The following is a 24433-nucleotide window of genomic DNA, read 5'->3' on the forward strand; positions in this document are numbered from 1 at the left end:
CAATGCGAGCACTCACTCAAACCGCGCCATCAATCTTCGGGAGCAATCGTGACCTTAAGGCCGTCGAGTTCCGCAGTGAACGGAATCTGGCAAGACAAGCGCGAACCTTCTTTGCGGTGATCCGACGATTCAAGCAGATCGTCTTCATCTTCACTCATCTCAGGAAGCGTTACGGATGTTTCGTCGATCACGATGTGGCACGTCGCGCATGAGCAGCACCCGCCACACAAAGCCAACAATTCATCAAAGCCGTTGTCGCGCACAGCTTCCATGACGGTCAGACCATCTTCAACGTCGATTTCGCTCGTTTCGCCGTCGCGATTGGTGACGATCAACTTTGGCATGGTGGGTTTCCTCTTTGAATAGCATTGAACGCAAGGCGCGCATTGCCTTGGGCGCTTGGATAAAATCGAAAGCGCGCTAGGACGTTCCGAGAAAATTGGCAACCTAATGGTATTGTCAAGAGGAGAGCATATGGGACTGACCGCCGAAATTTTGAACCGCGAATTGGACGCATTGGGCGCGAAAGATGCGCGAGTCGGCGAGGAATTGGCCCGCATCGGCTATCCCGAACCGCGCTTGCGCGATCGCGGCTACAAAACTTTGCTGCGCACGATTGTGGGGCAACAAGTGTCTGTCGCAGCGGCGGCATCCATGTGGAACAAACTGGTCGCAGAGGTCGGCGAAGAATTCACACCAGCTTGTCTCTTGGAACGCGATTTTGACACATTGCGCGCCTGTGGTCTGTCGCGTCAGAAGCAAGGATACGCCCGTTCTTTGTGCGAGTTGATCGAAGCAGGTGAGCTGGATTTTGACGCGATGCCAGCCGATGACGAAGAAGCAATTGCGGAGCTAACACGCATCAAAGGCATCGGGCGATGGTCAGCGGAGATTTATCTGCTCTTCGCCGAAGGGCGCACGGACATATGGCCTGCGGGCGATTTGGCGGTGCAAGAAGGGGTGAAACGGCTGCTCGAAATAGACGAGCGCCCCAATGAGAAAGAATGCCGCGCGCTTGGTGAACGTTGGTCACCGCACCGGGGCGCAATGGCGATCTTCACATGGCACTTTTACGCGAACCCCGCGTTGTAAGGGACCACAATTGAGTGGGAGGCGAACCCTCAACACCCCATCATGATATTGCCAACAAATGCTTTGTTTCGGCGATCCGGAATGGGCCGGCGCACAGCAAATTCCGGCGCCGCCCCATCGGACAATTTCAGCCGATCAAGGAAAATTCTGCGTTACAGTGATGGCGTTGTTGGCACCGTCTTGGCTGATTGCAGAAGCATCACCAATGCCGCCTTGCGAGACAGTTGCCCCATTGTCAGCGCCAAGTTGGGTGATGGTTGATTCCGCATCGATAGCGGCAAGATCCTGCAGCAAGGTCGCCGTGTTGCGATCGCCATTTTGGCTAAGGACCGAAGTCCCGGTGTCGCCATTTTGAGTGACATTGGCCGTGTTGCCATCGCTCGAAGCGTCGGTCACGATAGCGAAATCGCCGTTGGTGCCCTGTTCAATCCTTGACCGGTTGTTGTTGCCTCCCTGTGTGAGGCTGGCATTTTGGTTTTGCCCAACTTGTAAGATGCCCGCAGAACCAAGCGTAAGCCCGATAGAGAAGTTTCCGTCACCGGTCTGGTTCACAGTCGCTGTCTGATCGCGGCCAAATTGCTCTAGCAAGCTGACATTGTCTTCGCCGTTCTGCGTTATCGTTGCGACCTGATTTTCGTTCAGAATGGCGCCCTGAACCGGGCCGCCTCCTGTCAACAAGCACTCAAAAAAGCCTGAACACGGCCTCGATTGCTCGGCCGAATTCTGCTCCACACTCGACACGTTGCTGGTTCCGTCCTGATCAATGGTCGCAGTCGACCCACCCGCACCGCCAATAACGATGGATTCGTTCAGATCCCCGCTTTGGTCGACATTAACAGTCGTGAAGGCCGTGGTGACCACATCCGAGAGGTTCTCCGATCCATCTTGTAGGACTCCGATCGTGCCGCCAGACGTCTGACTGACATCGCTTTCATTGTCGGAGCCATTTTGCGCCACTGTGACCGTCGCCAAGAGAGCAGTTTGATTGATGTTTGAACGGTTGTTCGTGCCAGTCTGGTCCACATCCACATTGGCAAACGCCCCGCCCTGAACGACGACAGAATCGTTCTCTTGACCGTCCTGATTGACATCGGTGGCTGCGCCAGCGCCAGACTGACTTACAACCGATACGTTGCCGAGTGTTTCGTCAATGTCGTTGTTTTGTGTAACGTTAATCACCCCCGCAGCGCCGGTTGCCGTGACAGTAGAGCTGTTCTGATCGCCTGTTTGGGTAACCACCGGAAAGGTGGCAAAGCCTCCAGCAGTTTGAGTGACAAGTGAATCGTTGTCGGACCCGGTTTGCGTCACAGTGGCACCTGAGAGCGTGCCCTCTTGCACGATGTCACTGGCATTGCCTTCGCCCGTTTGGTTCACCGTGGCTGTGTTGAAAGATGAACCGGTATCCTGAAGGATCGTCGAATTGTTCGTCTCACCCGATTCCGAAACTTGTGTAACGAAGACCGCATTGTTGGCGCCGTCTTGAGTTACGTCGCTCGAATTGGTTCCCTCACCGGTTTGGGTAACTTCGGCTGATCCATCGTTGCCGGTTTGATTGATGGTCGAAGTGCTCTGCGCATAGGCAGGAACGGTGGTCGCAAGCGCAAGCATTGAGCCTGCCAAATAATAACGGATTTTCACAATAATTCCCCCAATAAGGGGCAAAGTTCGGAGAGTGTCGCGTCAAATGATTGCGCAGAACACTCGAGTCGAAGATCGCCCTGTAAATCATGGTGCGCTGCCACTTTGGTGGTCTTTCGCGCCGATTTTGCGACTCGGGTTAGGTGGTATTACTAACGCGCTGACTAACGAACACAACAGCGTTTACCTTCTTTGAGCGACATCATTGAGGGCAGCGTTCGCTAGATGATCGCGTCGACCCGTGATCGGCGGGAGGCCCCTGACCAACGCAATCGAGTGTCTGCAAATGACCCGTCATCGATCGCCCTAGAACCTACAAAAATTTGCATTCCCGCCAGCGCTTCCTAGCTGTCACCCTAACCCAAGGGAGAGACCATGACCGCCGCCACGTCCGCACTCGACACCACCACGCTTATTCCGCGCGATCACCTGTTCGGGAATCCGACCCGTTCGCAAGGACGCATCAGCCCGGATGGCAAGTGGTTAAGCTGGCTCGCGCCGGAAAATGGCGTGATGAACATTTGGATCGCTCCCCGTTCTAATCCAGATGCAGCGCGGTTGATGACGCATTCCGCCGACCGCCCGATCCCGCAATATATGTGGTCCCCCGACGCAACCAGTTTGATGTTCATCCAAGACAAAGCCGGCGATGAGAATTTCCTGCTGTATCGGGTTGATGTCGAAACCGGCGAAGAAACAACTCTCACCCCATTTGAAAACACGCGGGTCGATATTGTTGGTGCATCGGACACGATCAAAGATGCGATCCTAGTGGGTCTCAACAATCGCGACCCTCAATTCCATGACGTTCACCGCCTCAATTTGACGACCGGCGCGCTCGAATTGGTGTTTGAAAACACCAAGTTTGCAGGCTTCCTGGCCGATGACACGCTGACATTGCGGATGGCGATGAACCAGAATGCCGAGGGCGGTACGGATTACTTCCGCATTGAAGACAATGTTGTCGCCGACACGGCGTTTGAAAGCACGGCAATGGAGGATGCGATGACCACATCCCCCGCGGGATACACAACGGATGGGTCGATCCTTTATTGGTTGGACAGCCGAGGTAGAGATACTGCCGCCTTGTACGCTCAGGACACGGCAACCGGAGAGAAAACCCTCATCGCTCAAGATGAAAAGGCAGATATTGGCGGCAGTCTGCGCCATCAGCAGACCGGCGAAGTTCTAGCCTATTCTGTTACCTATTTGAAAACGCATTGGCACGCGCTCGATCCCGAAATTCAGGCGTCTTTCGATTGGATCGATGCCCAGTTCGAAGGGCAGTCGGGGGTGATGTCACGGACCGAAGACGACCGCACCTGGATTGTGTGGAACGACCCGCTCGACGCGCCGATCTCGACCCACATCTACGATCGGGACGCGCAAACGCTGACCCCGTTTTACACCACCCGGCCCGAATTGGACGGAGCGCCGCTGCAACCGATGCATCCGGTTGAAATCGCATCGCGCGATGGGCTGACGCTGCCGTCCTACCTGACGCTTCCCTCATCCAGCGCGCCTAAGGGTGCCGACCGGCCGGGCGCGCCTGTGCCGATGGTTTTGTTGGTGCATGGCGGACCGTGGGCCCGCGACACATATGGGTTCAGCTCAATCCATCAAATGCTCGCCAATCGCGGCTTTGCGGTGTTGTCGGTTAACTTTCGCGGATCGACCGGTTTTGGCAAAGGGTTTATCAACGCTGGCAACAAACAATGGGGCCTTGCGATGCATGACGATTTGATCGACGCCGTCGATTGGGCCGTCGATCAAGGGATCGCCAAACGCGATGCGGTCGCCATTATGGGCGGTTCTTACGGTGGATATGCGACGCTGGCGGGGCTGGCATTTACGCCAGACGTGTTTGCGTGTGGTGTCGATATTGTTGGCCCATCCAATCTTGAAACATTGTTGGGTACGATTCCGCCATATTGGGCTCCTATGGTCAAAATCTTCCACGAACGGATGGGCAATCCGGGCACCGAGGAAGGCTTGGCCATGTTGAAAGCGGCCAGCCCGCTTTACAAAGCGGACCAGATCACCAAACCGCTGTTGATCGCTCAAGGCGCCAATGACCCACGGGTGAGGCAGGATGAAAGCGACCAAATCGTCGCCGCGATGAAAGCCGCGAATATCCCGGTCACCTATGTTCTGTACCCCGATGAAGGGCACGGATTTGCGAAACCTGAGAATTCAATTTCGTTCTTTGCCATCGCGGAAAATTTCCTTGCCCAGACATTGGCTGACAAAGGCGATGTTCGCGCGGAACCCTTGGCCAATGTGCTTGATCCATCGACGGCTCAGGTGGTCGAAGGCGCCGCCCATGTCCAAGGGTTGGGCGGATAGGGGACACCCTTTCACAGGGTAATGACAAACCCACCATGACGCCCTAGACCAGTTTCAAATAGAAATCGGAAGAGGGATCCCATGTCACACGATACGAGCGCTGCACGGCGAAGCATTTTCATCACCGGCGGTGCATCCGGCATTGGTCGGGCGGTTGCGCGGTTTTTCGGCGAGCGTGATTGGTTCGTGTGCATTGCAGATGTCGACAGCGCGGGGATGGAAGACACTTTGGGATTGATCCCAGGTGGCTTCAAATATTCCCACGTTCTTGACGTGCGCGACCGCGATGCATGGGATGTTGCCTTGGAATCCGCAGCCACCGCCGCAGGCGGGCGGATCGATGCGATGATCAACAATGCTGGCATCGGCACAGGTGGGCATTTGGCAGATTTGGACGTTGAGGAAATCGATCGATGTCTAGACATCAATCTGCGCGGTGTGTTGTACGGCGCGCAAGCGGTCTATCCCTTTCTCCAGAAAACCGCGCCAAACTCGGCTTTGGTGAACATCGCCAGCGCGGCCGGCATTGCTGGCGGAAGCGGGATGAGCGTTTACAGCGCCACAAAATTTGGGGTGCGCGGCATCGCCGAAAGTTTGGATGCAGAATGGGCACCGGATGGCATCAAAGTGTCCTCAATCTGCCCCAGCTTTATCGAAACCCCACTTTTGAACGGCACCGGCAACCGCAAATCCAACGAAATGGTCCGTGACCGGGTCGTCGCCGCAGGTTTGGAAATTACGCCGGTCGAAGAGGTGGCCGAAACCGTATGGAATGCCGTTCACGGAGATGGACTGCATCACCTTGTCGGGAAAACGGCAAAAGGCATCAACTTCGCCAAACGATGGATGCCGGGCCGCGTGCGCAAACAACAACGCGCCGCATCAGGCCTTTTGGGCAAATCAAGTTAATTGGGAGAACACACCATGAGTGCAGGTGAAACACGTCGTTCGATTTTCGTAACTGGCGGTGCATCGGGCATCGGTCGGGCGGTTGCCGTCTTCTTTTCGGAACGCGGGTGGTTCGTTGGCATTGCCGATATTGATGCGGCCGGAATGCAAGAAACACTAGCGCAAGCCAAAGACGGCTGTGCCTCCACGCATGAATTGGATGTGCGCGACAAACGCCAATGGGAAACCGCCCTTGCCGACTTTGCCAAAGCGGCCGGCGGGCGGATCGATGCAGTCTTTAACAATGCCGGGATTGGCGATGGCGGGGCTCTGGCGGATCAAGACGAAGACGAAATCACGCGGATGCTCGACATCAATATGAAAGGCGTGATCTGGGGCGCTCAGGCTTCGCATAAATACTTGGCCGAAACCGCGCCGGGATCTGTGTTGCTCAACACCGCCAGTTTGGCCGGGATCATCGGATCACCCGGCCTTGCCGCCTATTGCGCGACGAAGTGGGGCGTGCGCGGATTGACCGAAAGCCTGGATGCGGAATGGGCCGAAGACGGTATCACCGTCGCCTCACTCTGCCCCGGTTTCATCGACACAGCGATTATCGGTAAAGTGAACGAGGAGTCCAACCAGACCGCCAAAGAAACTCTGCTCGAGCAAGGGGTTGAAGTGAACCCTGTCGACATCGTGCCAGAAGTCGTTTGGCGCGCTGTTCATGGCGATGATCTGCATTACACCGTCGGCAAAATGGCGAAACGTCTGCGGTTTATGCAGCGGTGGTTGCCCGGAATGGTGCGCAAAGAAATGCGCAAAACCGGGATTGGCGTTGAGATCTAAAGGCACGTTGTCACTGTAAGCTTGCGCGCACGTCGTGGCCGGTTTCCGATAGGAATGGATCCAGTTCATTCCACGGGATCGTCACGGCGGCGGTGCAAGCAAAGATGACATGCGGCAATTGCGGGATAAAAACCACTCCGTCCTTCGCCAATCCTAATGTCCACCCCATGCCCGATTCGGGGACATGGTGGCATTCACCGCCATCTTCCTCTGGCCAATTCAGTTCGACTTTCGTCACCAATGAAGGCGACAAGCCGGCAACAGGCCGTTTTGAGGCTGGATCGGTTTCGTCCTCAAATTCATAGAACACCAATGCATCAGGTTTGAACCACGTCGATGGGTCGGCTTCTGTCCCGTCGAAGCGGTCATAAATGGCAGCCGTAAAGAAATGGCTGGGATGAGCGCCCCCGCAAAAAGTGCTGCCCACCCGATCAACGCTCAACCACCGTTGCGTTATCAATGTGGGGATCAAAGTCTCGGTCAGATAACCGGTGCCGCCAGCCGGCATATGCCACGCGATACATTCGCCCATGACATGATCGACCGTGCCATCGGGCAAAGTCTTGGCAAGTGCGGCGTTAATAGCCGGATCGCCCGCTTGAATCGGATCGAGCGCGATGGTTTCGACTAGATATTCATCGTCCCCTAGATGCGCCGGACCGGTGTAATTTCGCTTTGTGTACTCGATCCCGACAAGAGTGGCAGCGCTTTCGCGTACGGATCCCCCGACCAGCAAGGGCTCAACAAATTGGGCACTCTGGCACGATCCGCCAAGCTCGCCGCCGACCTCAACCTGCGAAGCGTTCAATGCAATGGGCAGTGCGCGATCGTCGTTGCGCCACGTTGCGGACATGCGTTCCTCACCCATGTCATCAATCGTCCATGTCGCGCCGCTTAGGTCGGAAAACCCTTCAATTTCGGTCAGGACGTTGGGCGCCGCCTCATCAATCTGCACCAATCGAAGGGGGCGCAGGTGCGCATCGTAATAATAAATCCCTTCCATCGTTTCGGGATCGTCAAAACACGCCGTGATCGGCAGCCCTCCCAGGGTTCCGGTCCAAACTTGGCCCGATTGAACCGGAGCATCATCGGAGACCGGCTCACGATTTCCCGTCGGAATCGAGGCAGCCCTTTCATCAACATCGGGATCAGGATCGACACCGTCATCAGGCCCGGTGCAGGACACCGCCATCAAGGCTGCGATGACACCGATCCAACGCATCAGATCAATGCATCGATCGCGCGCGCCATTTTCGCATCGCGCAGGGATAGGCCGCCGCTAACGCCGGCATCATGCGTGTTCAATGTGATTTCGACCTTGGCATAGACGTTGAACCATTCGGGGTGATGATCATGGCGATCGGCAATCAAGGCCACGCGGCTCATAAATCCCCACGCTTCGGAAAAGTCGCCAAACTGGAACGTGCGCGCAATCGCTTTGCCTTCGCGGGTCAATTCCCATTCCGGGTGATCGGCCAATAGACGGTCGCGATCTGCATCATCAAGTTCGGGTACGGTGGTCATCAATAGGCCTTTCGGAAAAGCTTGTGTTGTGAGCGGGCATGCTTTTGCCTAACGCGTGAGCGCATGCAAGGTTCTGCTTCTCTTGAAATTGCCCCGGCCTTAACGGCGCAAGGTGTCGCATGTCGACGCGGCGACCGTTTGCTGTTTCGCGGGCTTGGCTTTGCATTGGAAAGCGGGGAGGCGTTGCACCTGACGGGTGCGAACGGCATGGGCAAGACAACGTTGATCCGCGCGCTTGCCGGATTGACCACGCCTTATGCAGGGACGATCGAATGCCACGGGGCTGTGGGTTTGTTGGATGAACGCCCTGCCCTCGATCCCGATCTCCCATTGGGCAAAGCCTTGTCGTTTTGGAACCGGATCGACGCACCCTACGATCCTACCGACACGCTCGCTCTGCTGGGGCTTGAGCCGTTAATCGAAGTACCGGTGCGCTATTTGTCCACCGGGCAACGCAAACGCGCGAGCTTTGCGGTGTTGATCGGGCGCAATGTGCCCGTCTGGCTTTTGGATGAGCCGCTATCGGGATTGGACGTTGCCGCCATTTATCAGGTCACGGCCCTAATTCAGTCCCATGTGGATGATGGGGGCATTGCTCTTATCGCGTCGCATCAAACGTTGAAGATCGATGGGCTGCGCACGCTCGAACTGAGCGATTTCGCCGCGCCAATATCGGATGAGGACGAGGAATGATCTCCGCTTTATTCCGCCGCGATCTGGCCAAATTCTTTCCCTTTGCCGGCGGCGGGGCGGCGTTGCCGACCGTGTTTTTTGTGGCCGTTGCGATGCTTTATCCGTTTGCGGTCGGTCCAGATGGCGCGCTGTTGGCGCGAACCGGCGGCGGCGTGGTGTGGATAGCAGCCTTGCTGGCTGCGATTTTGCCGCTGGAAAAACTCGTCGCCGAAGACATTGAATTGGGCACGTTCGATCAATTGCGCCTGCGCGGCGTAGCGGAAGAAGCGATGATGGCGATCCGCCTGCTCGCGCATTGGATCAGTTTTGGGCCGCCCTTGATATTGGCCGCATTCCCGGCCGCAGCGTTGCTCAACCTTGATGGGCCTAGTCTGCAATTGCTTTTGATCGGCCTGACGGTGGGGACACCGGGGCTTGCTGCGATTGGCCTTATGATTGCCGCGCTCACCGCAAGTTTGCGTGCCGGCGCGGCATTATCCGGCCTTTTGCTGGTGCCGCTCGCGCTGCCGATTTTGATCTTTGGCGCGGGCGCGTTGGCGCGTCAGGATACGGCCAGTCTCGGCTTTGTCGCAGCGATTAGCCTGTTGCTGGTTGCGATCGCACCATTTGCCGCAGGCGCCGCGATACGGGCCGCGCGGGAAATCTAACCACTCTTAGACTGAACGTGACCGGGGGATTTCTCCCAAGCCTTCCGGCACGGGCGCCTTTGCGCGCGGTTCATCTTCTTCGAAGATCTGATCCTCGCTTAACACATACGTTAAAAGAGCGGCCTCGCGTTTGGCCACCACGAAGGAATAGCAAAGGCCCGCGACAAGCAGAGCGCCTGCGCCATCTCCGAAATAGGGTAGGTCCAAATAGGTTGCGACCAGGATCAGTCCGATCGACGCAAAAAGAATGCCGATGGTAATCACAGACATAGGGCGTGTTCCTTAAAGATGCTGCTCTTCTGTTAGGAACACGATAAGCCCAGCCGATGTCGACTGGGTTAGTTGGATCAGTTAATTTGGAGTATCATTCCCTGGCTTAAACACGAGCGCGTGTAAGGGCGCCCATCAATATGGAGGCTTATCCTTGCCTGTGGGGCTTTTGGTGAAGATTTCCACGCCGTCTTCGGTAATCGCCAAACTGTGCTCGAATTGCGCACTTAACGATTTGTCGCGCGTCACCGCGGTCCACCCATCGCCCAAGACTTTCGCCCATGGTTTGCCAAGGTTGATCATTGGTTCAATGGTAAAGAACATACCCGGTTTCAGTTCGGGGCCTGTTCCCGCCTTGCTGGCATGCACCACTTCGGGAGCATCATGGAAAAGACGGCCCAACCCATGGCCGCAAAATTCGCGCACAACGCCATAACGGAATTGTTTCGCATGCGCCTCGATCGCGGCGCCGATATCGCCCAATCGGGCACCGGGACGCGCGGCGGCAATGCCTAGCATCAAACATTCATAGGTTACATCAACCAGTCGCTTTGCCTTGATCGACGGTTCGCCCGCAAAAAACATGCGCGACGTATCACCATGCCATCCGTTCAAAAGCGATGTGACATCCACGTTTAAAATATCGCCTTCTTTCAAAACCTTTGGCCCCGGGATGCCGTGGCAAATGACGTGGTTGATCGAAATACAACTGGAATGCGCATAGCCGCGATAGCCAAGCGTCGCAGGCACGGCGCCCGCATCCAACATCATGCCCCGCACCGCATCATCAATGCTGGCCGTGGTCACGCCAGGTTGAACCAAATTGGCAACCTCATCCAAAATTGTTGCGGAAAGGCGGCCAGCGGCACGCATTCCCTCAAAACCTTCTTCGGTGTGGAGTTTAATCGTGCCGTCGCGGTAAACGGTCTTATCGCCTTCAACGAGTTGGTATTCTGTCATGCGCGTGCATATAGCGAAGCCATGCCCCGATGGCGAGAGGGGGATTACGCGCAATTGATGCGTGACATGCGGGCGGGCGCGATTATGAAAACCGCATGACCCATTTCAAAGATTTGATCCAGCCCGACCGTGGCCAGGACGCCACAGCAATCCATCTCACCACAAAATCCACGTTTGATGAATTCGCGCGGACCTTGTCCGCCGGGCAACGCGCAGCATTGGATGCGCAGAAATTCGACGGAGCGGCCGGTAGCGTCGGGATCGTGCCCGATGGCGACGGCGTGTTTGGCGTGGGCGGGGTTGCCAATCCAGAAAATCTTTCGACCTACTGTTTGGCCGCCTTGTCCGCGCGCTTGCCCGAAGGAACCTATCGCCTAACCGACGCGCAGCCTGGCATGGCCGTTTTTGGTTGGGTCACAGCGCATTACAAATTCACCCGCTACAAAGAAGACGACGCGGCCACGGGGCCCCGCGTTTTGTTGTCGCAACAAGTCGGCCGAATGCCCGCATTGATCGCAGAGGCAGAAGCAGAGATGCTGGTTCGCGATCTGGTCAATACGCCCGCCGAAGACATGGGGCCAGCCGCTCTCGAAAACGAGTTCGAGAAACTGGCAAAGGCGCACGGTGCGACTCTATCGGTTACCAAAGGCGATGCGTTGGAACAGGAATATCCGATGGTGCACGCCGTTGGCCGCGCCGCTGCGCGCCATCACGCGCCGCGCATCCTGCACCTTGAATGGAGCGCAAAGGACGGAGCCAAAGACGCCCCAGTACTGGCGATTGTCGGCAAAGGCGTGTGTTTCGATTCCGGTGGCCTCGACATCAAACCCGCCGCGGGCATGCGGTTGATGAAGAAAGATATGGGCGGCGCAGCGCACGCTATCGCTCTTGCCGGATTGATCATGGAAAGCGGGTTGAATGTCCGACTTCATTTGATTGTTCCCGCCGTGGAAAACGCGATCGCGGGATCGGCCTTCCGCCCCGGCGATGTGTTGAACAGCCGCAAGGGTATTTCGGTGGAGATCCACAACACCGACGCCGAAGGGCGATTGATACTGGGCGACGCTCTAACCCGCGCGAGCGAGGAAGAGCCAGACCTCATCATCGATTTCGCGACCTTGACCGGGGCCGCCCGGATCGCGCTGGGGCCCGATTACGCGGCGATGATGGCGCGGCGCGATGAAACCGCGCAAGCTCTGATCGATGCGGGCAAAGCCAATGATGACGAACCATGGCGCTTGCCACTACCCGAAGCGTATCGTGAATATCTGAAATCCGACATTGCCGATATCGTGAACGCGCAATCCAACCCCTATGCCGGGGCCAGTGTCGCGGGACTGTTTTTGGACAAGTTTGTCGGTGACGGAATTGACTGGGTGCACTTCGACACATTCGCATGGCGACCCTATCCAAAACCCGGCCGTTCAAAGGGCGGAACCGCCTATGGACTGCGCGCTGCGTTCCATATGGTGAAGGCGCGATATTCGGCGTAACTTGCTCATCGTGGCGTCTGCGTCTAAGCGCGTGCGCACAAAGTCCCTTGGGTTTGGGGCTGGAGAAAATTAATCGCATGAGCGGGGCGTCAAAATCCACGGTTGAGTACAGTGTGCCAGAAGGCGTGCTGGGCCTTGCAGGCCCGGTTGAAAAGCCTGCGCCCGGAACATTGCCCCTGCGCGGCGATTTGGCCCATATTGCATTGGCCGGGAAACATCTTGCGGCGCACTACGTCATCCCAACAACAGGCGTGGTGGGCAATGATGGCGCGGATGTGATGGAAAACACGCGCGATGACAGCCCCATCCTGCACCACTTCGAAGCCGGCACTCGGATCGAAATTTTGGATTCTGCGGGCAATTGGGTTTGGGGATGTCTCGGCCCGGATGGCCCAAGCGGTTACATGAAAGCCAGTTGTCTGGCGGATTGATCCCGCTAAGGGATAACGCATGACCACCAAGATTTTCATCGATGGAGCCGCCGGAACAACCGGTCTTGAGATTCGTGACCGGTTGACGGGTCGCGAAGAATTCTCGCTGATCGTGCTCGATGATGCTCAACGCAAAGATGAAGCCACGCGCAAAGATGCGCTGCATTCCGCCGATGTCGCGATCCTTTGCTTGCCCGATGCGGCTGCTATCGAAGCGGTACAATTGGCCGAAGGGTCTGATACGCGGATCATCGATGCGTCCAGCGCGCACCGCGTTGCGGACGACTGGACCTATGGATTTCCAGAAATTGTTGGGCAAGACCACGTGGCGCAATCGCAATTGGTGTCCAATCCCGGTTGCTATCCTACCGGTTTCTTAGCGTTGGTTACGCCGTTGGTACGGGCGGGATTGCTGCCAACCAGCTACCCATTTAGCGTCAACGCCGTCAGCGGATATTCCGGCGGTGGCAATGCATTGATTGATCGATTTAACAATGAGCCCAATCTCGCATTTCGAACCTATGGATTGGCCCATGGCCACAAACATCTCCCCGAAATGCAGACATACAGCGGGATTGACGGACCACCGGTCTTTTCTCCAAGCGTCATCGCCGCGCATCGGGGCATGGTCGTCGACACACCGATTGTGTTGTCGGCATTGCCCGGTCGAGTGACATCGTCTGATCTGCAAAACACCTTGAATGAGTTTTACGCGTCATCACCATTGGTCAAAGTCGCGTCCGGTTTGCCCAGCGAAATTACTTTGTCGCAAGGCGCTGAGCCATGGGACGGTTTAGAGCTGTTTGTAAGCGTTGCCGCGGATCAATCGCACGCTCGATTGATCGCCCGGCTCGACAATCTCGGCAAAGGCGCATCGGGTGCCGCGATCCAAAACCTCAACATAATGTGCGGCCTGCCCGAAACGGCAGGACTTCGAATCTAGCGACATAACGCGCTGCAGCGATGCTGCGTGCAGGATTGGACTGCCTAAATTTTAGGCACGTTACGCCACCCCTTTGGGCACGGTTGCGACTCGCGTGCGAATGTTGCTACTCGATCGGGCATACGCAATCTTCCTTGCGCCTTCGTGGGGATCGAATAGCGAACTATGACATCCCTTGGCATGATTCTTGATAGAATAATGCTGAACTCCAACCCTATTCGGGAAGAGATAAACGTGAAGAAGATCGAAGCGATCATCAAACCCTTCAAACTCGACGAAGTGAAGGAAGCGCTCCATGAAATTGGCGTGTCGGGCATCACTGTCACTGAGGCGCGCGGTTTTGGCCGACAAAAAGGGCACACAGAATTGTACCGCGGCGCCGAATATGTCGTCGACTTTTTGCCTAAGGTGAAACTTGAGGTGATCGTTGCCGATGAACAGGCCGAACGGGTCGTCGAAGCGGTGGCTGCGGCGGCGCAGACGGGCCGGATCGGCGACGGCAAAATTTTCGTTTCACCGATCGAATCCGCCCTGCGAATTCGGACGGGCGAAACCAACGACGACGCAATCTAACACGCGGCCCCAACCACCACACATTGATGACCTTATCGGCCCGGCAAACGGCGGGGCCCTCTCTCGAAAATCAAAGCTGGAGAATACAACATGGCTACCACCAAGGACGTTCTGAAACAGATCAAGGACGAAGAAATCGAATGGGTTGATCTGCGTTTCACCGACCCAAAGGGCAAATGGCAGCACCTCACTATGGCCGCCAGCGTTATGGACGAAGACGCTCTTGAAGACGGATTGATGTTCGATGGTTCGTCCATCGAAGGTTGGAAAGCGATCAACGAAAGCGACATGATCCTGAAACCGGATATGTCTTCGGTTTACGTCGATCCGTTCAGCGCGACGCCGATGATCTCAATCTTCTGCGACATTGTTGAGCCATCCGATGGCCAACTTTATGCCCGTGACCCGCGCTCAACCGCGAAACGCGCCGAAGCTTATCTACAATCGACCGGGATTGGTGACACGATTTATGTCGGGCCAGAGCCTGAATTCTTCATGTTCGACGATGTCCGTTTCGAAGACGGCTATGCCGGCAGCGGATTTGCCATCGACGACATCGAATTGCCGACCAACACCGGCAAAGAATACGAAATGGGCAATATGGGCCATCGCCCGCGTGCAAAGGGCGGTTATTTCCCTGTTGCTCCGGTTGATAGCGCCATGGATATCCGCGCCGAAATGGTTTCGACCATGATGGAAATGGGCCTCAACATGGACAAGCACCACCACGAAGTGGCGGCTGCTCAACATGAGCTTGGCATAACCTATTCCTCGCTCACGACGGCCGCTGACCAAGTGCAGGTCTACAAATATGTCGTGCAACAAGTCGCGCACGCTTACGGCAAAACCGCGACGTTTATGCCAAAGCCGATCAAAGAAGATAACGGTAGCGGCATGCACAGCCACATGTCGATCTGGAAAGATGGCAAGCCGACTTTCGCGGGCAATGAGTATGCCGGTCTTTCGGAAAACTGCCTTTACTACATCGGCGGCGTGATCAAGCATGCGAAGGCTGTCAACGCCTTCACCAACGCCACCACCAACAGCTACAAGCGTTTGGTCCCTGGCTTTGAAGCGCCCGTTCTGCTCGCCTATTCGGCGCGCAACCGGTCGGCTTCGTGCCGTATTCCATACGGTGCTGGTGAAAAAGCGAAGCGCGTTGAATTCCGCTTCCCTGATGCGATTGCCAACCCATACCTCGCCTTCTCGGCTCTGCTGATGGCGGGCCTTGATGGGATCGAAAACAAGATCCACCCAGGCGAAGCTATGGACAAGAACCTCTACGATCTGCCGCCTGCTGAACTCGCAGATGTGCCGACTGTTTGCGGTTCGCTGCGCGAAGCTCTCGAAGCTCTCGAAGCCGATCACGAATTCCTGCTCAAAGGCGATGTGTTCTCGGTCGATCAAATCGAAGCCTACATGGAACTTAAGTGGGAAGAGGTTCTGCGCCTCGAAACCACGCCTTCACCGGTTGAGTTCGATATGTATTACAGCGCCTGATTTCATATCAGTTCGCAACAAGGGGCTCGGTCGCAAGACCGGGCCCTTTTTTGTGGGCGACTGGGAAAGCCGCAATGCCCACAATCGCCCCAGATTGACTGGAACATTGCCGCACAAAAGGAACGAAGCACAGGCGCGTTCGGAACTATCCATTTTCCTACACAGCCGTTTTGTGACTACTGAGTCGGCCTCACTTCCAACAATCCCCTTTGTTTTGAGGTCCCCCAATGCCGCAATCACACCCCGATACAAACATCACCCGTCCAACCCAAAACCGTCGCAAACCGCTATTTGATGCAGTGCGACGCATGTTGGGACGCGGGTTCAAACAATCCGAAGTCGATGCCATGGACGACGCATGGGACACAGGATTGGAGACACGGGTGGATGGCCACCCCAATGATTTCACCAAAGACCGTGTAACATCCGGTCCAAGTGTCCCGGCGATACGGCGCAAGACAGACAAGGATGGCAATCACATTACCCACCCTATGCGCATTTCAGAGGCAGGCACAGCCTTGATCAAACGATTTGAAGGGTGCGCACGATTGCGCCGCGATGGCACCGTAGAAGCCTATCCCGATCCCGGCACCGGTGACCACCCATGGACCATTGGATGGGGTGCAACCGGCGTCGACGATCAAACATCGGATGCCTTGGGCCATCGGATCGGGCCCGGCACCGTCTGGACTCAGGCGCAATGCGACGCACGCCTTGCCAGAGACCTTAAACGCTATGCCCGCGACGTGGCGCAGGCGATTGGCGACACGCCGACTACGCAATCGCAATTCGATGCCATGGTCAGCTTTCACTACAACACCGGCGCCATCGCCCGCGCGACTTTGACCAAACGCCACAACGCCGGCGATCACGCCGCAGCAACTGTCGAATTTGCCCGATGGAACAAGGCCGGTGGGCGGGTTTTGAAAGGTCTGGTCCGTCGCCGTGCGGAGGAAGCAAAGCTCTATGCGAGCTAGTAATCGCGGCTGATTTCGGCCAGCACGCTGTCGCGTCCAACCGTCGTGATGCTGCCGAGCAAGGCGAGCCAACTGGTGATCCGATACTCGACTTGGGTTGCGCTGTACCCCTGACCATCGGTGACCAATTCGACATAGACCCGGCGGCCCAAATTCTTGCCCAAAGCAACGCCCGTTCCCCGCCCCAATGCGGGATCGGCGCTGACGATGCGCAATTGGTCAAGGCCGATGGAACGTCGCAATTGTCCGATTGGATCAAGGCCTCCATTGCCTCCCTGCAAAGCCGCAAGCGCGGCGCCCAATTGAACGGCATCGGTCGCGGATAACGATGTGACCGAACCTCCGAAAAGCAATCGGGCGAGGATCTCCTCCTCCGGCAAAGCGGGGGTCGATGAGAAATCGATTTGGGGAGTTTGGGCATTGCCCGTGATTGCGATCCGCACATCGGTGTCGTTCGCGCTCGCCTCTGCCGTGATGTCGAGCCGTGGATCAATCGCTTCACTTGCGTCGAACTCGATACGGCCTTCTGTGAGGTCAAAACGCGTGCCGGCAAAGGTGTAATCGCCGCGCACCAATCGGGCCTCTCCTCCAATGCGTGGGTCATCCACCGTTCCGCGCAATGCAATGTCTGCGCCCCATTCGCTGTCGAGGCCTAGTCCGTCGACAGCAATGCGGTTGCGGGCGCGCGCATCGACTAGATATCGCCACGTTCCGGCGGCGGTGCTGGCGCGGGGCGTGGATTGATCCGAACGGTTGATTTCGGTTGTGGCAATGGTTGGCAGGCGAAGATCCTCTGCCGCCACGCCCAAAGTCCAGCTTGCCCGATCAACCGCGACGCGGCCTGCTATTGCACCTCCCACACCGTCGGAAACGATGCGCAAAGGTCCGGTAATTGTTGCATCGAGACCATTGGCGTTGAGCAATCGCGCCTTGTCCACCGCGGCGCGAATGTCGATTTGCGGGCCGCGATTGGCGGACATATCGGCGAAATCGACAAAGCCGCTGCCGCTGACGGTTCCGTTGCCATCGGTTGTGCCGGTGAAGCGGGTCAGTTCAAGTCGCGATCCGGCGAACCGACCGCGTGCAGACACATTGTCGATATCTGTTCCTGAGATGGCGCTTTGCAATCGCAGGTCGTCGCTCGACAAATCGCCAGCAATGCGCGGCGCGTTCAACGTTCCGGTTGCGCGCGCATCGACGGAAAGAGGACCGGTTAAATCGAACGCCTCGATCGCGGCGAGCCGCCAAAGGGATTGCGCGGGGCCATCAAATCCAAAACGCGCATCCAACCGCCCCCTCATCAACCGGTCTGATAAAGAGCGGCCATCGACCGACGGCATAGCGATCCGCCCATTGATCCGCCCCAATTGCGTATCCCCTTCGAGAAGGCGTGCGCCCCAAGCAAGTTCTCTCGCGTTCAGATTGGCAACAGCGAAGACATCAACAGGGCGCGATGAAAGAACCAAGCCAGAGCGTGTAAACCCTTCGATTTGCATCCGCGCATTGGCGATTGGGGCAGCTGCACCGTTCTGAGACCAACTGAGCAGCCCCGAAACACGCCCGCCCAAACCAAGGTCCGCGCCGGCCAAATCGGCCAATCGCAATGGCATCCGTGCCAAGCGTGCTTCAAGCGCGGTCCTATCCCCGCTCATTTCCCCTTCAACAATGGTGAAGCCGCGTGCAAACCCGATTTGAGTGGGGGCCAAGCGATATCCGCCATTCTCCAACCGGGTCAAAACCGCGCGGCGCGGCATTGTGATCGGCCGACCACCATATTCGCCCTCTGCGATCAACGCGATGCGGTCTGGCGTGAATTGACCATCCATTTTGACCGCGAACCGGTCCGCGCGTCGACCGGCAATCGATGCCTGAACATTTCCGCGTCCGTCGACTATCTCTGCTTGCGCGGCGAAATTGGCCAGCGAAAGCGCCCCATATTCTAGCCCGCGCCCATCTATATCGACTTCCACGTGGCTGCTTTCAGCGTCAATCCCACCGCGTGCTTTGATATCGGCGAATGCCAAAGCTATCGGGATATCTCCGCCAAATCGCGCCCGGCGCGCGGCCACGTCTAGGCCAAATCCTTGCGTTCCGGCATCGCCCGGTGACAATGCAATCGCACCGTCAAGCCCGCCTCCGTTTAGCGCAAGGCTTCCGGCAATTCCCGAATCCAATAGTTCAAGCGCGCCGGTCACATTGGTTCGGTGCACGTTCAGCGCATCGATAATAATCTTGGTTGGACCATCAGAGGGGAGCGATAGCCCCAAACGGCCGTCAAACGCGCCAAGCATGGATCCACCGGACACGTCTAATCCGAAACCGGCACCGTTTGGTGCTATGCCAACTCGCACATCTGAAAGCCCGGCTGTTGGAAACGGATCAGCCAGAACCAGGGTCGCACGCGGTCCATCATCTGCGATATCCGCGTCAATTGTGAACGCGCCAAATTCCGAATGACGTCCACCACCTGTTAGAGTGGTTCGCCCCTCAAGGAGTTGGCTATCAATCCGCGCCGATAGCTGTGCGCTTTCCAAGGCAACATCGTTCAGTTCAAACGGCGTCGCCCCGCCCATCGAAAGTTCGCCATCAAAACGCAGCGGATCACCGGCAAAACGTGCAATTGTGGAGTTGGATAGGTCGTTCAACGCCCCGGCAACCGACGCGGTCAAAGTCCACGGCGCGCCCGATCCAAATGCCAAGTTGAATTTGGAATTCGCGTTGATGCGACCCACATCGTCAATCTCAAACGCCCGCGCGTCAATCGGGCCTGCCAATGTGTAGGCGCCCGACGTCATATTCCCGCGCAATGTCAGTTGCGCCTCCAATCCAGGAAAGACCACCCGAGTGTTATCAGCCTCCAGCCGCGAACCGGTGACCGTCAATGCGCCGTTCAATGTGCCGCCGACCAAGCGGGGATCCAGCCACTCTGCTCCGGTGACAAAGCTTTGCGCCGTCACATTCAAGGGGACACGCAAGGCTTCTCCGTCAAAGGTGGCAACACCGCTTTGTCCTAGGCGCTGCCCCGTGACATCACCCGGCGCCGTCAATGTTTCGACTGTTAGATTGTGATCGATCGAAAGGTCCCGAAACGGTCCATCAAGCACGGCGGTCGCCCGCGTGCCATCCAATTGGACGATGCCCGCCATCAATTCCGGGTCCCGCAACAAGGCGCGCATTTCGAATCCGTCCGCGCGGTTCCCTGCCAGATCAACGATGCCCGAGCCACCGACCCGCAACGCATCGGATACCGCCACGATGTCGCCATCAAACGTGGCGTCAGTCAGAGTACCGTTAAGTGCCAACGACACCGCATTGCCCAATGCCCGATCCATTATCGATCCATCAGTCAATGTCGGTCTAACTTGTCCAATCAATCCGTAGACACCGGCGTCGTTAGTCAAGCGGAAACCCGCGACTTGTTGCAAACCGTCAGCATCTCCATTTCCGGTTGCGATTTCGCGGGTCATGACACCGTGGCCAAGCCATCGGCTCCATCGACCATCGCCTTCAATTCGGGCTCTATAGGCGGCACCCAATCCGGCCATCGCCGCAATGGGACCATCGGCCGCCGCATAGTAATCCAGCGCCAGATCAAAGGCATCGCCATCCGGCCGTGCGTCGAGCAACAGCTTGATCCGATCCTCTGGTCCAAAAGTGCCGTTCGCATCGACCAATGCGCGCCCCTTGCGGATGTCGATTTTCGCAGCCAGGTCGACCCTTTGCGCATCTTCGCCCGCGACGCCTTCTGCCAACGTCAGATTATCGATTTCGAAACGATCAACACGGATGTCAAAATCGGGCAAAAACGGCGCATCAGGATCGCCGGGCAACAATTCGGGCAGTCGTTCCAAAGTTCCCCGTCGCGCGGTCAATTCGCGGATATCAACGCCGCTCCACAACCACGCCAAAGGCCGCCAACTCAACGTGACTTCTGGGATGGTTAGGAATGCACCTTGAGGATCTTTGACCGTTACATCGTGCAGCACCGCTTCGCCGTAAATGTCCCCCTCGATCCGACCCACTTCAAAAGCGAGGCCCGAAGCCGGAGAAATTTGCGCGATCTGATCGGTGATGATGCGTTTGCCAATCGAAGTGCTCAACACAATCGCGATCAAGACAAACGGCGTCAAAAGAATGGCGAGCGCCCAACCGATCCGCTTGGCCCAGCGGCGTTTGTTGCCTTTGCCGGATTCTGGCGCGTCCGCATTGGCGGGCGCTGTGTTGGTCTCCTCCGCCATCAAAACGCCTGCCCCAATGACACATAGACCACCACCGGCGCATCGAATTGTGTTGGGTTGAGCGGGACACCCACATCGACGCGGATCGGTCCAAAGCTGGTTTTGTAGCGGACGCCAACCCCTGCCCCGAATTGGATCTGACTGAAATCGGGGCTGGACCCGGTGGCGACGGAGCCGGCATCGACAAAGGGAACAAATTCAACCGCCCCGTCGAGCAGTCCGGTTTGAACCCGCGCCTCCAACGCAAACTCAACCAGCGACCCGCCGCCAGTGGGTTCATCAAACGTGTTGCGCGGGCCGATACCTTGAAAACCATAACCGCGCACCGATCCGCCGCCGCCCGCATAGAGCCTGCGCGATGGTGCGATGTCGCCCGCTTGCGCCCCTTGGATCGTGGCCGCTCTTATCCGGCCTGCAATGACGGCTGGGCCTGTATCGTGATAGACGCTCCCATCGATCTGAGCGCGCAGGTAGAAACTCTCCGCACCGAGAGAGCGGGACACTTCGGGCGCGAGAAATCCGGTCACTCGGTATCCGGTGGTGGGATCAAGCAGATCGTCGCTGGAATCGAGCGTCGCGCTGCCGAAAAGCCCGCCAATCAAATAGGTTTGACGCGGGCGCTGAACCCCGTTGGTCACGCGATTGCGTTCATCGGTGTAGAGCATTTCTGCGCCGACTTGCCAGCTCAGCGGTTTTTGAAAAAGCAGGTTTGAAACACGTTCAAAAGACCCGCGCAGCGCGACGGTGCGGGCATCAACCGCCTCGGTTTCAATATCGCTGACATAGGCATCAATAGTGAGCACCTGATCGCGCGCTTGAAAATTGCTGCGGCGATAGGTGACGCTGGCCAATTGCTCGCGCGTGCCCAAGATACCGCGAAGACGCAGCGCCCCTTCAGGTGGGAAAAGATTGCGATGTTCCCATGCGGCCTCAACCTTGACGCCGTCTTCCGTGCCAAAGCCGATAGCACCGGAAATCGTGCGCAAAGGTGCCCGTTCCAACGCAATATCTAACGCAACAGCGCCCGGCTGACCCTCCAATGGCGCCTGTGTCTCACGCGGGGTGATAACCACTTGCGACACCAATCCCGTGGCCAGAATGGCGCGACGCAAATCGGCCTGCATGCTGGTTTGATAGATGTCGCCGGGGTCAAATCGGGCGATGCGTTGGAGATGGCGGCTGGACAGGAAATCGGGATCGCTGCTGAGCACCTCACCAAATGCAAATTTCCCATTGGGGCTGACCGATAGCGTGAGGTCACCCTCTTCGCGCGCATGGTCGATCAAAAGGGATGGCTCACCCAATTCGGCAAAAGGATACCCGTTTTCACCAAGAGCTAGTCTCAGACGCCTCTCTTCGATGACGATTTTGTCGGCGTAAAGCGGGTCACCCACGCGGATGCCGAAAGCCGCTCTCAAATCTTCGACGCCGTCGCTAGGCAACGCATCGAACGCGCCCAAATTGATGGCACCAAACCGGTACCGATTGCCCGGAATGACATCGAAACGCACTTTGGGTTGAGTGTCCACGGCGCCATCAGAGGCGTCTCGGCGCTCTCCCGCGTCACCCCCGGCAGCGTCAGCAATGCCGCGCCTACCGCCGGACAATTGGCGCACGACTTCGCCGGCGTAATATCCGTATGTTCGCAACATCTGAACGAGCAATTCTTCGTCGGATCGCGCCCGGGCCGCCAATTGAGGCACTGTATCTTGATCCGATTCCAACGCCTCAATCGAAGACAGAGCTCGGAACCGTTGAACAAATTCGGCTTCCTCGGGGAATCGACCGGTCTCTTTTGGAAAGGCGAGCACAAGTTCATCGCTCACCACAAATTCCACCAACTCTTCAATCTCGATCAATTCGGGTGTTTCGATATCGGCCAATGACGGCAAATCGGGATCGCGCTCCAACGGCTGAGGCATGGGCAGCGTCAATGCGTTCAAGGTCGCATCGGTGTTGAACGGCGCCGTGACTGGCAATTCCGCGGACAGACCCTCTCCATCAACAGGGGACTGTGACGGCGCAGCATTTGGCCCAGGCGACGATTGCAGGTCGCCAACGTCGTTGTCTGATTGCGTTCCTTGACCGGCCCAATCGAGCGCGTTCTCAACCGCGTCTTGGGGGATCAAATCGTCGAGCGTTTGCAGCGAGGATTGCCCTTGAGCCGGTGCGGTTTCTGTCTCGCCTTCATTCCCATCATTCGTAACGGGAGCGTTCGTTTCGCCGGGTGAGGTTTGGACATCGCGATCCAACCCATCTTGAGCAATCGACATTGCTCCGGACGCGGTGATCGGGCCAGCGGCTAAGGCACCGGATGCAGTCAGCCCAGCCACAAGGGCCAGATTGAGCTTTAGAAATCGCAAAAAAGTACTCAGCTCGCTGGGAATTTAACGGGTTGTCCGTCTTTACCCCTAGCACCATCGATTGTTCCAGCAGATTTGTCACGCCTTGCCGTGGCTGCGGCAATCAACTTGTTCTGCTCTTCATCGTCCATCCGTTGCCACCCTTCGCGGGTTAGTTTTTCAAGCGGACGATAGCGCACCTTATATTGCATACGGGGACTGCCATCGACCCAATAGCCAAGATATACATACGGCAACCCGTTTTCGGCAGCGCGCTGAATATGATCGAGGATGATGTAATTGCCCAATCCCACGCGATCGGTGTGATCGGGGTCATAGAACGAATAGATCATCGAAAGGCCATCACCCTGACGATCGGTTAGACACGCCCCCACCAACCGGCCGGGCTCTCCCGATTCCGTTGGTTCCCGGTATTCAACAAGCGAGCTTGTCACCGGCGTGTGTTCCACCATGTCGGCGTAATCCATCTCATCCATGGTGGACATACCACCATCGGGATGACGCACGCTGAGATATTTGGTGAGCAATTCAAATTGTTCATCGGTCGCCCACGGTCGACATTCCGTGGTGATCAAATCGCGATTGCGTTTGATCTCACGCTTTTGCGTGTTCGAAGGTCTGAATTCATTGGCGACAACGCGCACGGATACGCATGCCTGACAATCCAGACAGCTTGGCCGATACGCGACCGTCTGGCTGCGACGAAAACCAATGCGGCCCAACGCTTCGTTCAATTGATCCGCGTGATCGCCTTTAAGTTCAGTGAAAACCTTACGCTCGCTACGCCCAGGCAAATAGGGGCACGGCGCGGGGCTCGTCACAAAGAAACGGGGAAAGCGGATCGGGGCCGTCACGGTTCTGGCTTTGTCCTATCGGAATGCGCCCCCCACCATGCAAAGAAACGCGGATGGGGAATCGACGATGCGTTTGTTAAGACATTCTTATGCCCATTCGCCCCCTGCGGTAAAAGACCCTTAACCACAAAACAGGGTGAATAATGGGTTACTT

General features: G+C 57.0%; 21 protein-coding genes. 12 read left to right on the forward strand and 9 right to left on the reverse strand.

The window, feature by feature from the left end; genetic code table 11:
• Window positions 1–29: 29 nt before the first annotated feature.
• Window positions 30–344, reverse strand: a complete 315-nt coding sequence (locus BQ8290_RS00965) for a 2Fe-2S iron-sulfur cluster-binding protein (protein WP_108786852.1) — start codon at window positions 342–344, stop codon at window positions 30–32.
• A 130-nt stretch (window positions 345–474) separates the two neighbouring features.
• Between BQ8290_RS00965 and BQ8290_RS00970 the strand changes: the two genes are divergently transcribed.
• A complete protein-coding gene (locus tag BQ8290_RS00970; RefSeq protein WP_108786853.1) occupies window positions 475–1092 on the forward strand; it encodes a DNA-3-methyladenine glycosylase in 618 nt (205 codons plus the stop codon).
• Window positions 1093–1227: 135 nt separating this feature from the next.
• Here BQ8290_RS00970 and BQ8290_RS00975 read toward each other — a convergent pair whose 3' ends face one another.
• Complete coding sequence (locus BQ8290_RS00975; RefSeq protein ID WP_337660879.1) at window positions 1228–2730, reverse strand: beta strand repeat-containing protein; 1503 nt, start codon at window positions 2728–2730, stop codon at window positions 1228–1230.
• Between the two features lie 375 nt (window positions 2731–3105).
• Between BQ8290_RS00975 and BQ8290_RS00980 the strand changes: the two genes are divergently transcribed.
• The 3 genes from BQ8290_RS00980 (at window position 3106) to BQ8290_RS00990 (ending at window position 6813) form a co-directional block, all read left to right on the forward strand.
• Complete coding sequence (locus BQ8290_RS00980; RefSeq protein ID WP_108786857.1) at window positions 3106–5076, forward strand: alpha/beta fold hydrolase; 1971 nt, start codon at window positions 3106–3108, stop codon at window positions 5074–5076.
• 81 nt (window positions 5077–5157) lie between these two features.
• Complete coding sequence (locus BQ8290_RS00985) at window positions 5158–5985, forward strand: SDR family oxidoreductase (RefSeq protein WP_108786859.1); 828 nt, start codon at window positions 5158–5160, stop codon at window positions 5983–5985.
• 15 nt (window positions 5986–6000) lie between these two features.
• Window positions 6001–6813 carry an SDR family oxidoreductase gene (locus BQ8290_RS00990; RefSeq protein ID WP_108786861.1) on the forward strand — a complete coding sequence of 271 codons (813 nt, stop codon included), beginning with the start codon at window positions 6001–6003 and terminating at the stop codon, window positions 6811–6813.
• A gap of 10 nt (window positions 6814–6823) precedes the next feature.
• Here the strand turns inward: BQ8290_RS00990 and BQ8290_RS00995 are convergent, their stop codons facing one another.
• Window positions 6824–8035: a hypothetical protein gene (locus tag BQ8290_RS00995; RefSeq protein ID WP_108786863.1), complete on the reverse strand. Its 1212-nt coding sequence runs from the start codon at window positions 8033–8035 to the stop codon at window positions 6824–6826.
• Window positions 8035–8337 carry a 4a-hydroxytetrahydrobiopterin dehydratase gene (locus BQ8290_RS01000; protein ID WP_108786865.1) on the reverse strand — a complete coding sequence of 101 codons (303 nt, stop codon included), beginning with the start codon at window positions 8335–8337 and terminating at the stop codon, window positions 8035–8037. Before BQ8290_RS01000 ends, BQ8290_RS00995 begins: the two co-directional genes overlap by 1 nt.
• 63 nt (window positions 8338–8400) lie before the next feature.
• Here BQ8290_RS01000 and ccmA point away from each other — a divergent pair, with 63 nt between their 5' ends.
• Together ccmA and BQ8290_RS01010 are read left to right on the forward strand one after the other, a co-directional pair.
• On the forward strand, window positions 8401–9030 hold the full coding sequence (ccmA, locus tag BQ8290_RS01005) for a heme ABC exporter ATP-binding protein CcmA (RefSeq protein WP_337660880.1): 630 nt from the start codon (window positions 8401–8403) through the stop codon (window positions 9028–9030).
• Window positions 9027–9677, forward strand: coding sequence for a heme exporter protein CcmB (locus BQ8290_RS01010; RefSeq protein ID WP_108786867.1), 651 nt, complete (start codon window positions 9027–9029; stop codon window positions 9675–9677). Before ccmA ends, BQ8290_RS01010 begins: the two co-directional genes overlap by 4 nt.
• A gap of 6 nt (window positions 9678–9683) precedes the next feature.
• Here BQ8290_RS01010 and BQ8290_RS01015 read toward each other — a convergent pair whose 3' ends face one another.
• Entirely contained in the window at window positions 9684–9947 is a 264-nt protein-coding gene (locus tag BQ8290_RS01015; protein WP_108786869.1) for a hypothetical protein, read from the reverse strand.
• Window positions 9948–10082: 135 nt separating this feature from the next.
• The gene (gene map, locus BQ8290_RS01020) at window positions 10083–10907 is read right to left on the reverse strand and encodes a type I methionyl aminopeptidase (RefSeq protein ID WP_108786871.1); all 825 of its coding nucleotides are present in this window, start codon (window positions 10905–10907) and stop codon (window positions 10083–10085) included.
• Window positions 10908–11002: 95 nt separating this feature from the next.
• On the opposite strand from map, the gene BQ8290_RS01025 reads away from it, so the two are divergent.
• The 6 genes from BQ8290_RS01025 (at window position 11003) to BQ8290_RS01050 (ending at window position 16824) form a co-directional block, all read left to right on the forward strand.
• Entirely contained in the window at window positions 11003–12400 is a 1398-nt protein-coding gene (locus BQ8290_RS01025) for a leucyl aminopeptidase family protein (protein WP_108786873.1), read from the forward strand.
• A gap of 77 nt (window positions 12401–12477) precedes the next feature.
• The gene (locus BQ8290_RS01030; RefSeq protein WP_108786875.1) at window positions 12478–12831 is read left to right on the forward strand and encodes a hypothetical protein; all 354 of its coding nucleotides are present in this window, start codon (window positions 12478–12480) and stop codon (window positions 12829–12831) included.
• Between the two features lie 19 nt (window positions 12832–12850).
• Window positions 12851–13774, forward strand: coding sequence for an N-acetyl-gamma-glutamyl-phosphate reductase (gene argC, locus BQ8290_RS01035; RefSeq protein ID WP_108786877.1), 924 nt, complete (start codon window positions 12851–12853; stop codon window positions 13772–13774).
• Window positions 13775–14008: 234 nt separating this feature from the next.
• Window positions 14009–14347, forward strand: coding sequence for a P-II family nitrogen regulator (locus tag BQ8290_RS01040; protein ID WP_108791691.1), 339 nt, complete (start codon window positions 14009–14011; stop codon window positions 14345–14347).
• A 90-nt stretch (window positions 14348–14437) separates the two neighbouring features.
• The gene (glnA, locus tag BQ8290_RS01045) at window positions 14438–15847 is read left to right on the forward strand and encodes a type I glutamate--ammonia ligase (RefSeq protein ID WP_108786879.1); all 1410 of its coding nucleotides are present in this window, start codon (window positions 14438–14440) and stop codon (window positions 15845–15847) included.
• A gap of 227 nt (window positions 15848–16074) precedes the next feature.
• Window positions 16075–16824, forward strand: coding sequence for a glycoside hydrolase family protein (locus BQ8290_RS01050; protein ID WP_108786881.1), 750 nt, complete (start codon window positions 16075–16077; stop codon window positions 16822–16824).
• Here BQ8290_RS01050 and BQ8290_RS01055 read toward each other — a convergent pair.
• Genes BQ8290_RS01055 through BQ8290_RS01065 form a run of 3 tightly spaced genes read right to left on the reverse strand, consistent with a single transcriptional unit; the run spans window position 16821 to window position 24279 of the window.
• Window positions 16821–21062: a translocation/assembly module TamB domain-containing protein gene (locus BQ8290_RS01055; protein WP_108786884.1), complete on the reverse strand. Its 4242-nt coding sequence runs from the start codon at window positions 21060–21062 to the stop codon at window positions 16821–16823. The two genes, BQ8290_RS01050 and BQ8290_RS01055, sit on opposite strands and share 4 nt — an antisense overlap.
• Window positions 21062–23395 carry an autotransporter assembly complex protein TamA gene (locus BQ8290_RS01060; RefSeq protein WP_337660881.1) on the reverse strand — a complete coding sequence of 778 codons (2334 nt, stop codon included), beginning with the start codon at window positions 23393–23395 and terminating at the stop codon, window positions 21062–21064. Before BQ8290_RS01060 ends, BQ8290_RS01055 begins: the two co-directional genes overlap by 1 nt.
• A 38-nt stretch (window positions 23396–23433) precedes the next feature.
• Window positions 23434–24279: an arginyltransferase gene (locus tag BQ8290_RS01065; RefSeq protein WP_108786886.1), complete on the reverse strand. Its 846-nt coding sequence runs from the start codon at window positions 24277–24279 to the stop codon at window positions 23434–23436.
• Between the last annotated feature and the right edge of the window lie 154 nt (window positions 24280–24433).

The organism is Erythrobacter sp. Alg231-14 (assembly GCF_900149685.1).
GTDB lineage: Bacteria > Pseudomonadota > Alphaproteobacteria > Sphingomonadales > Sphingomonadaceae > Erythrobacter.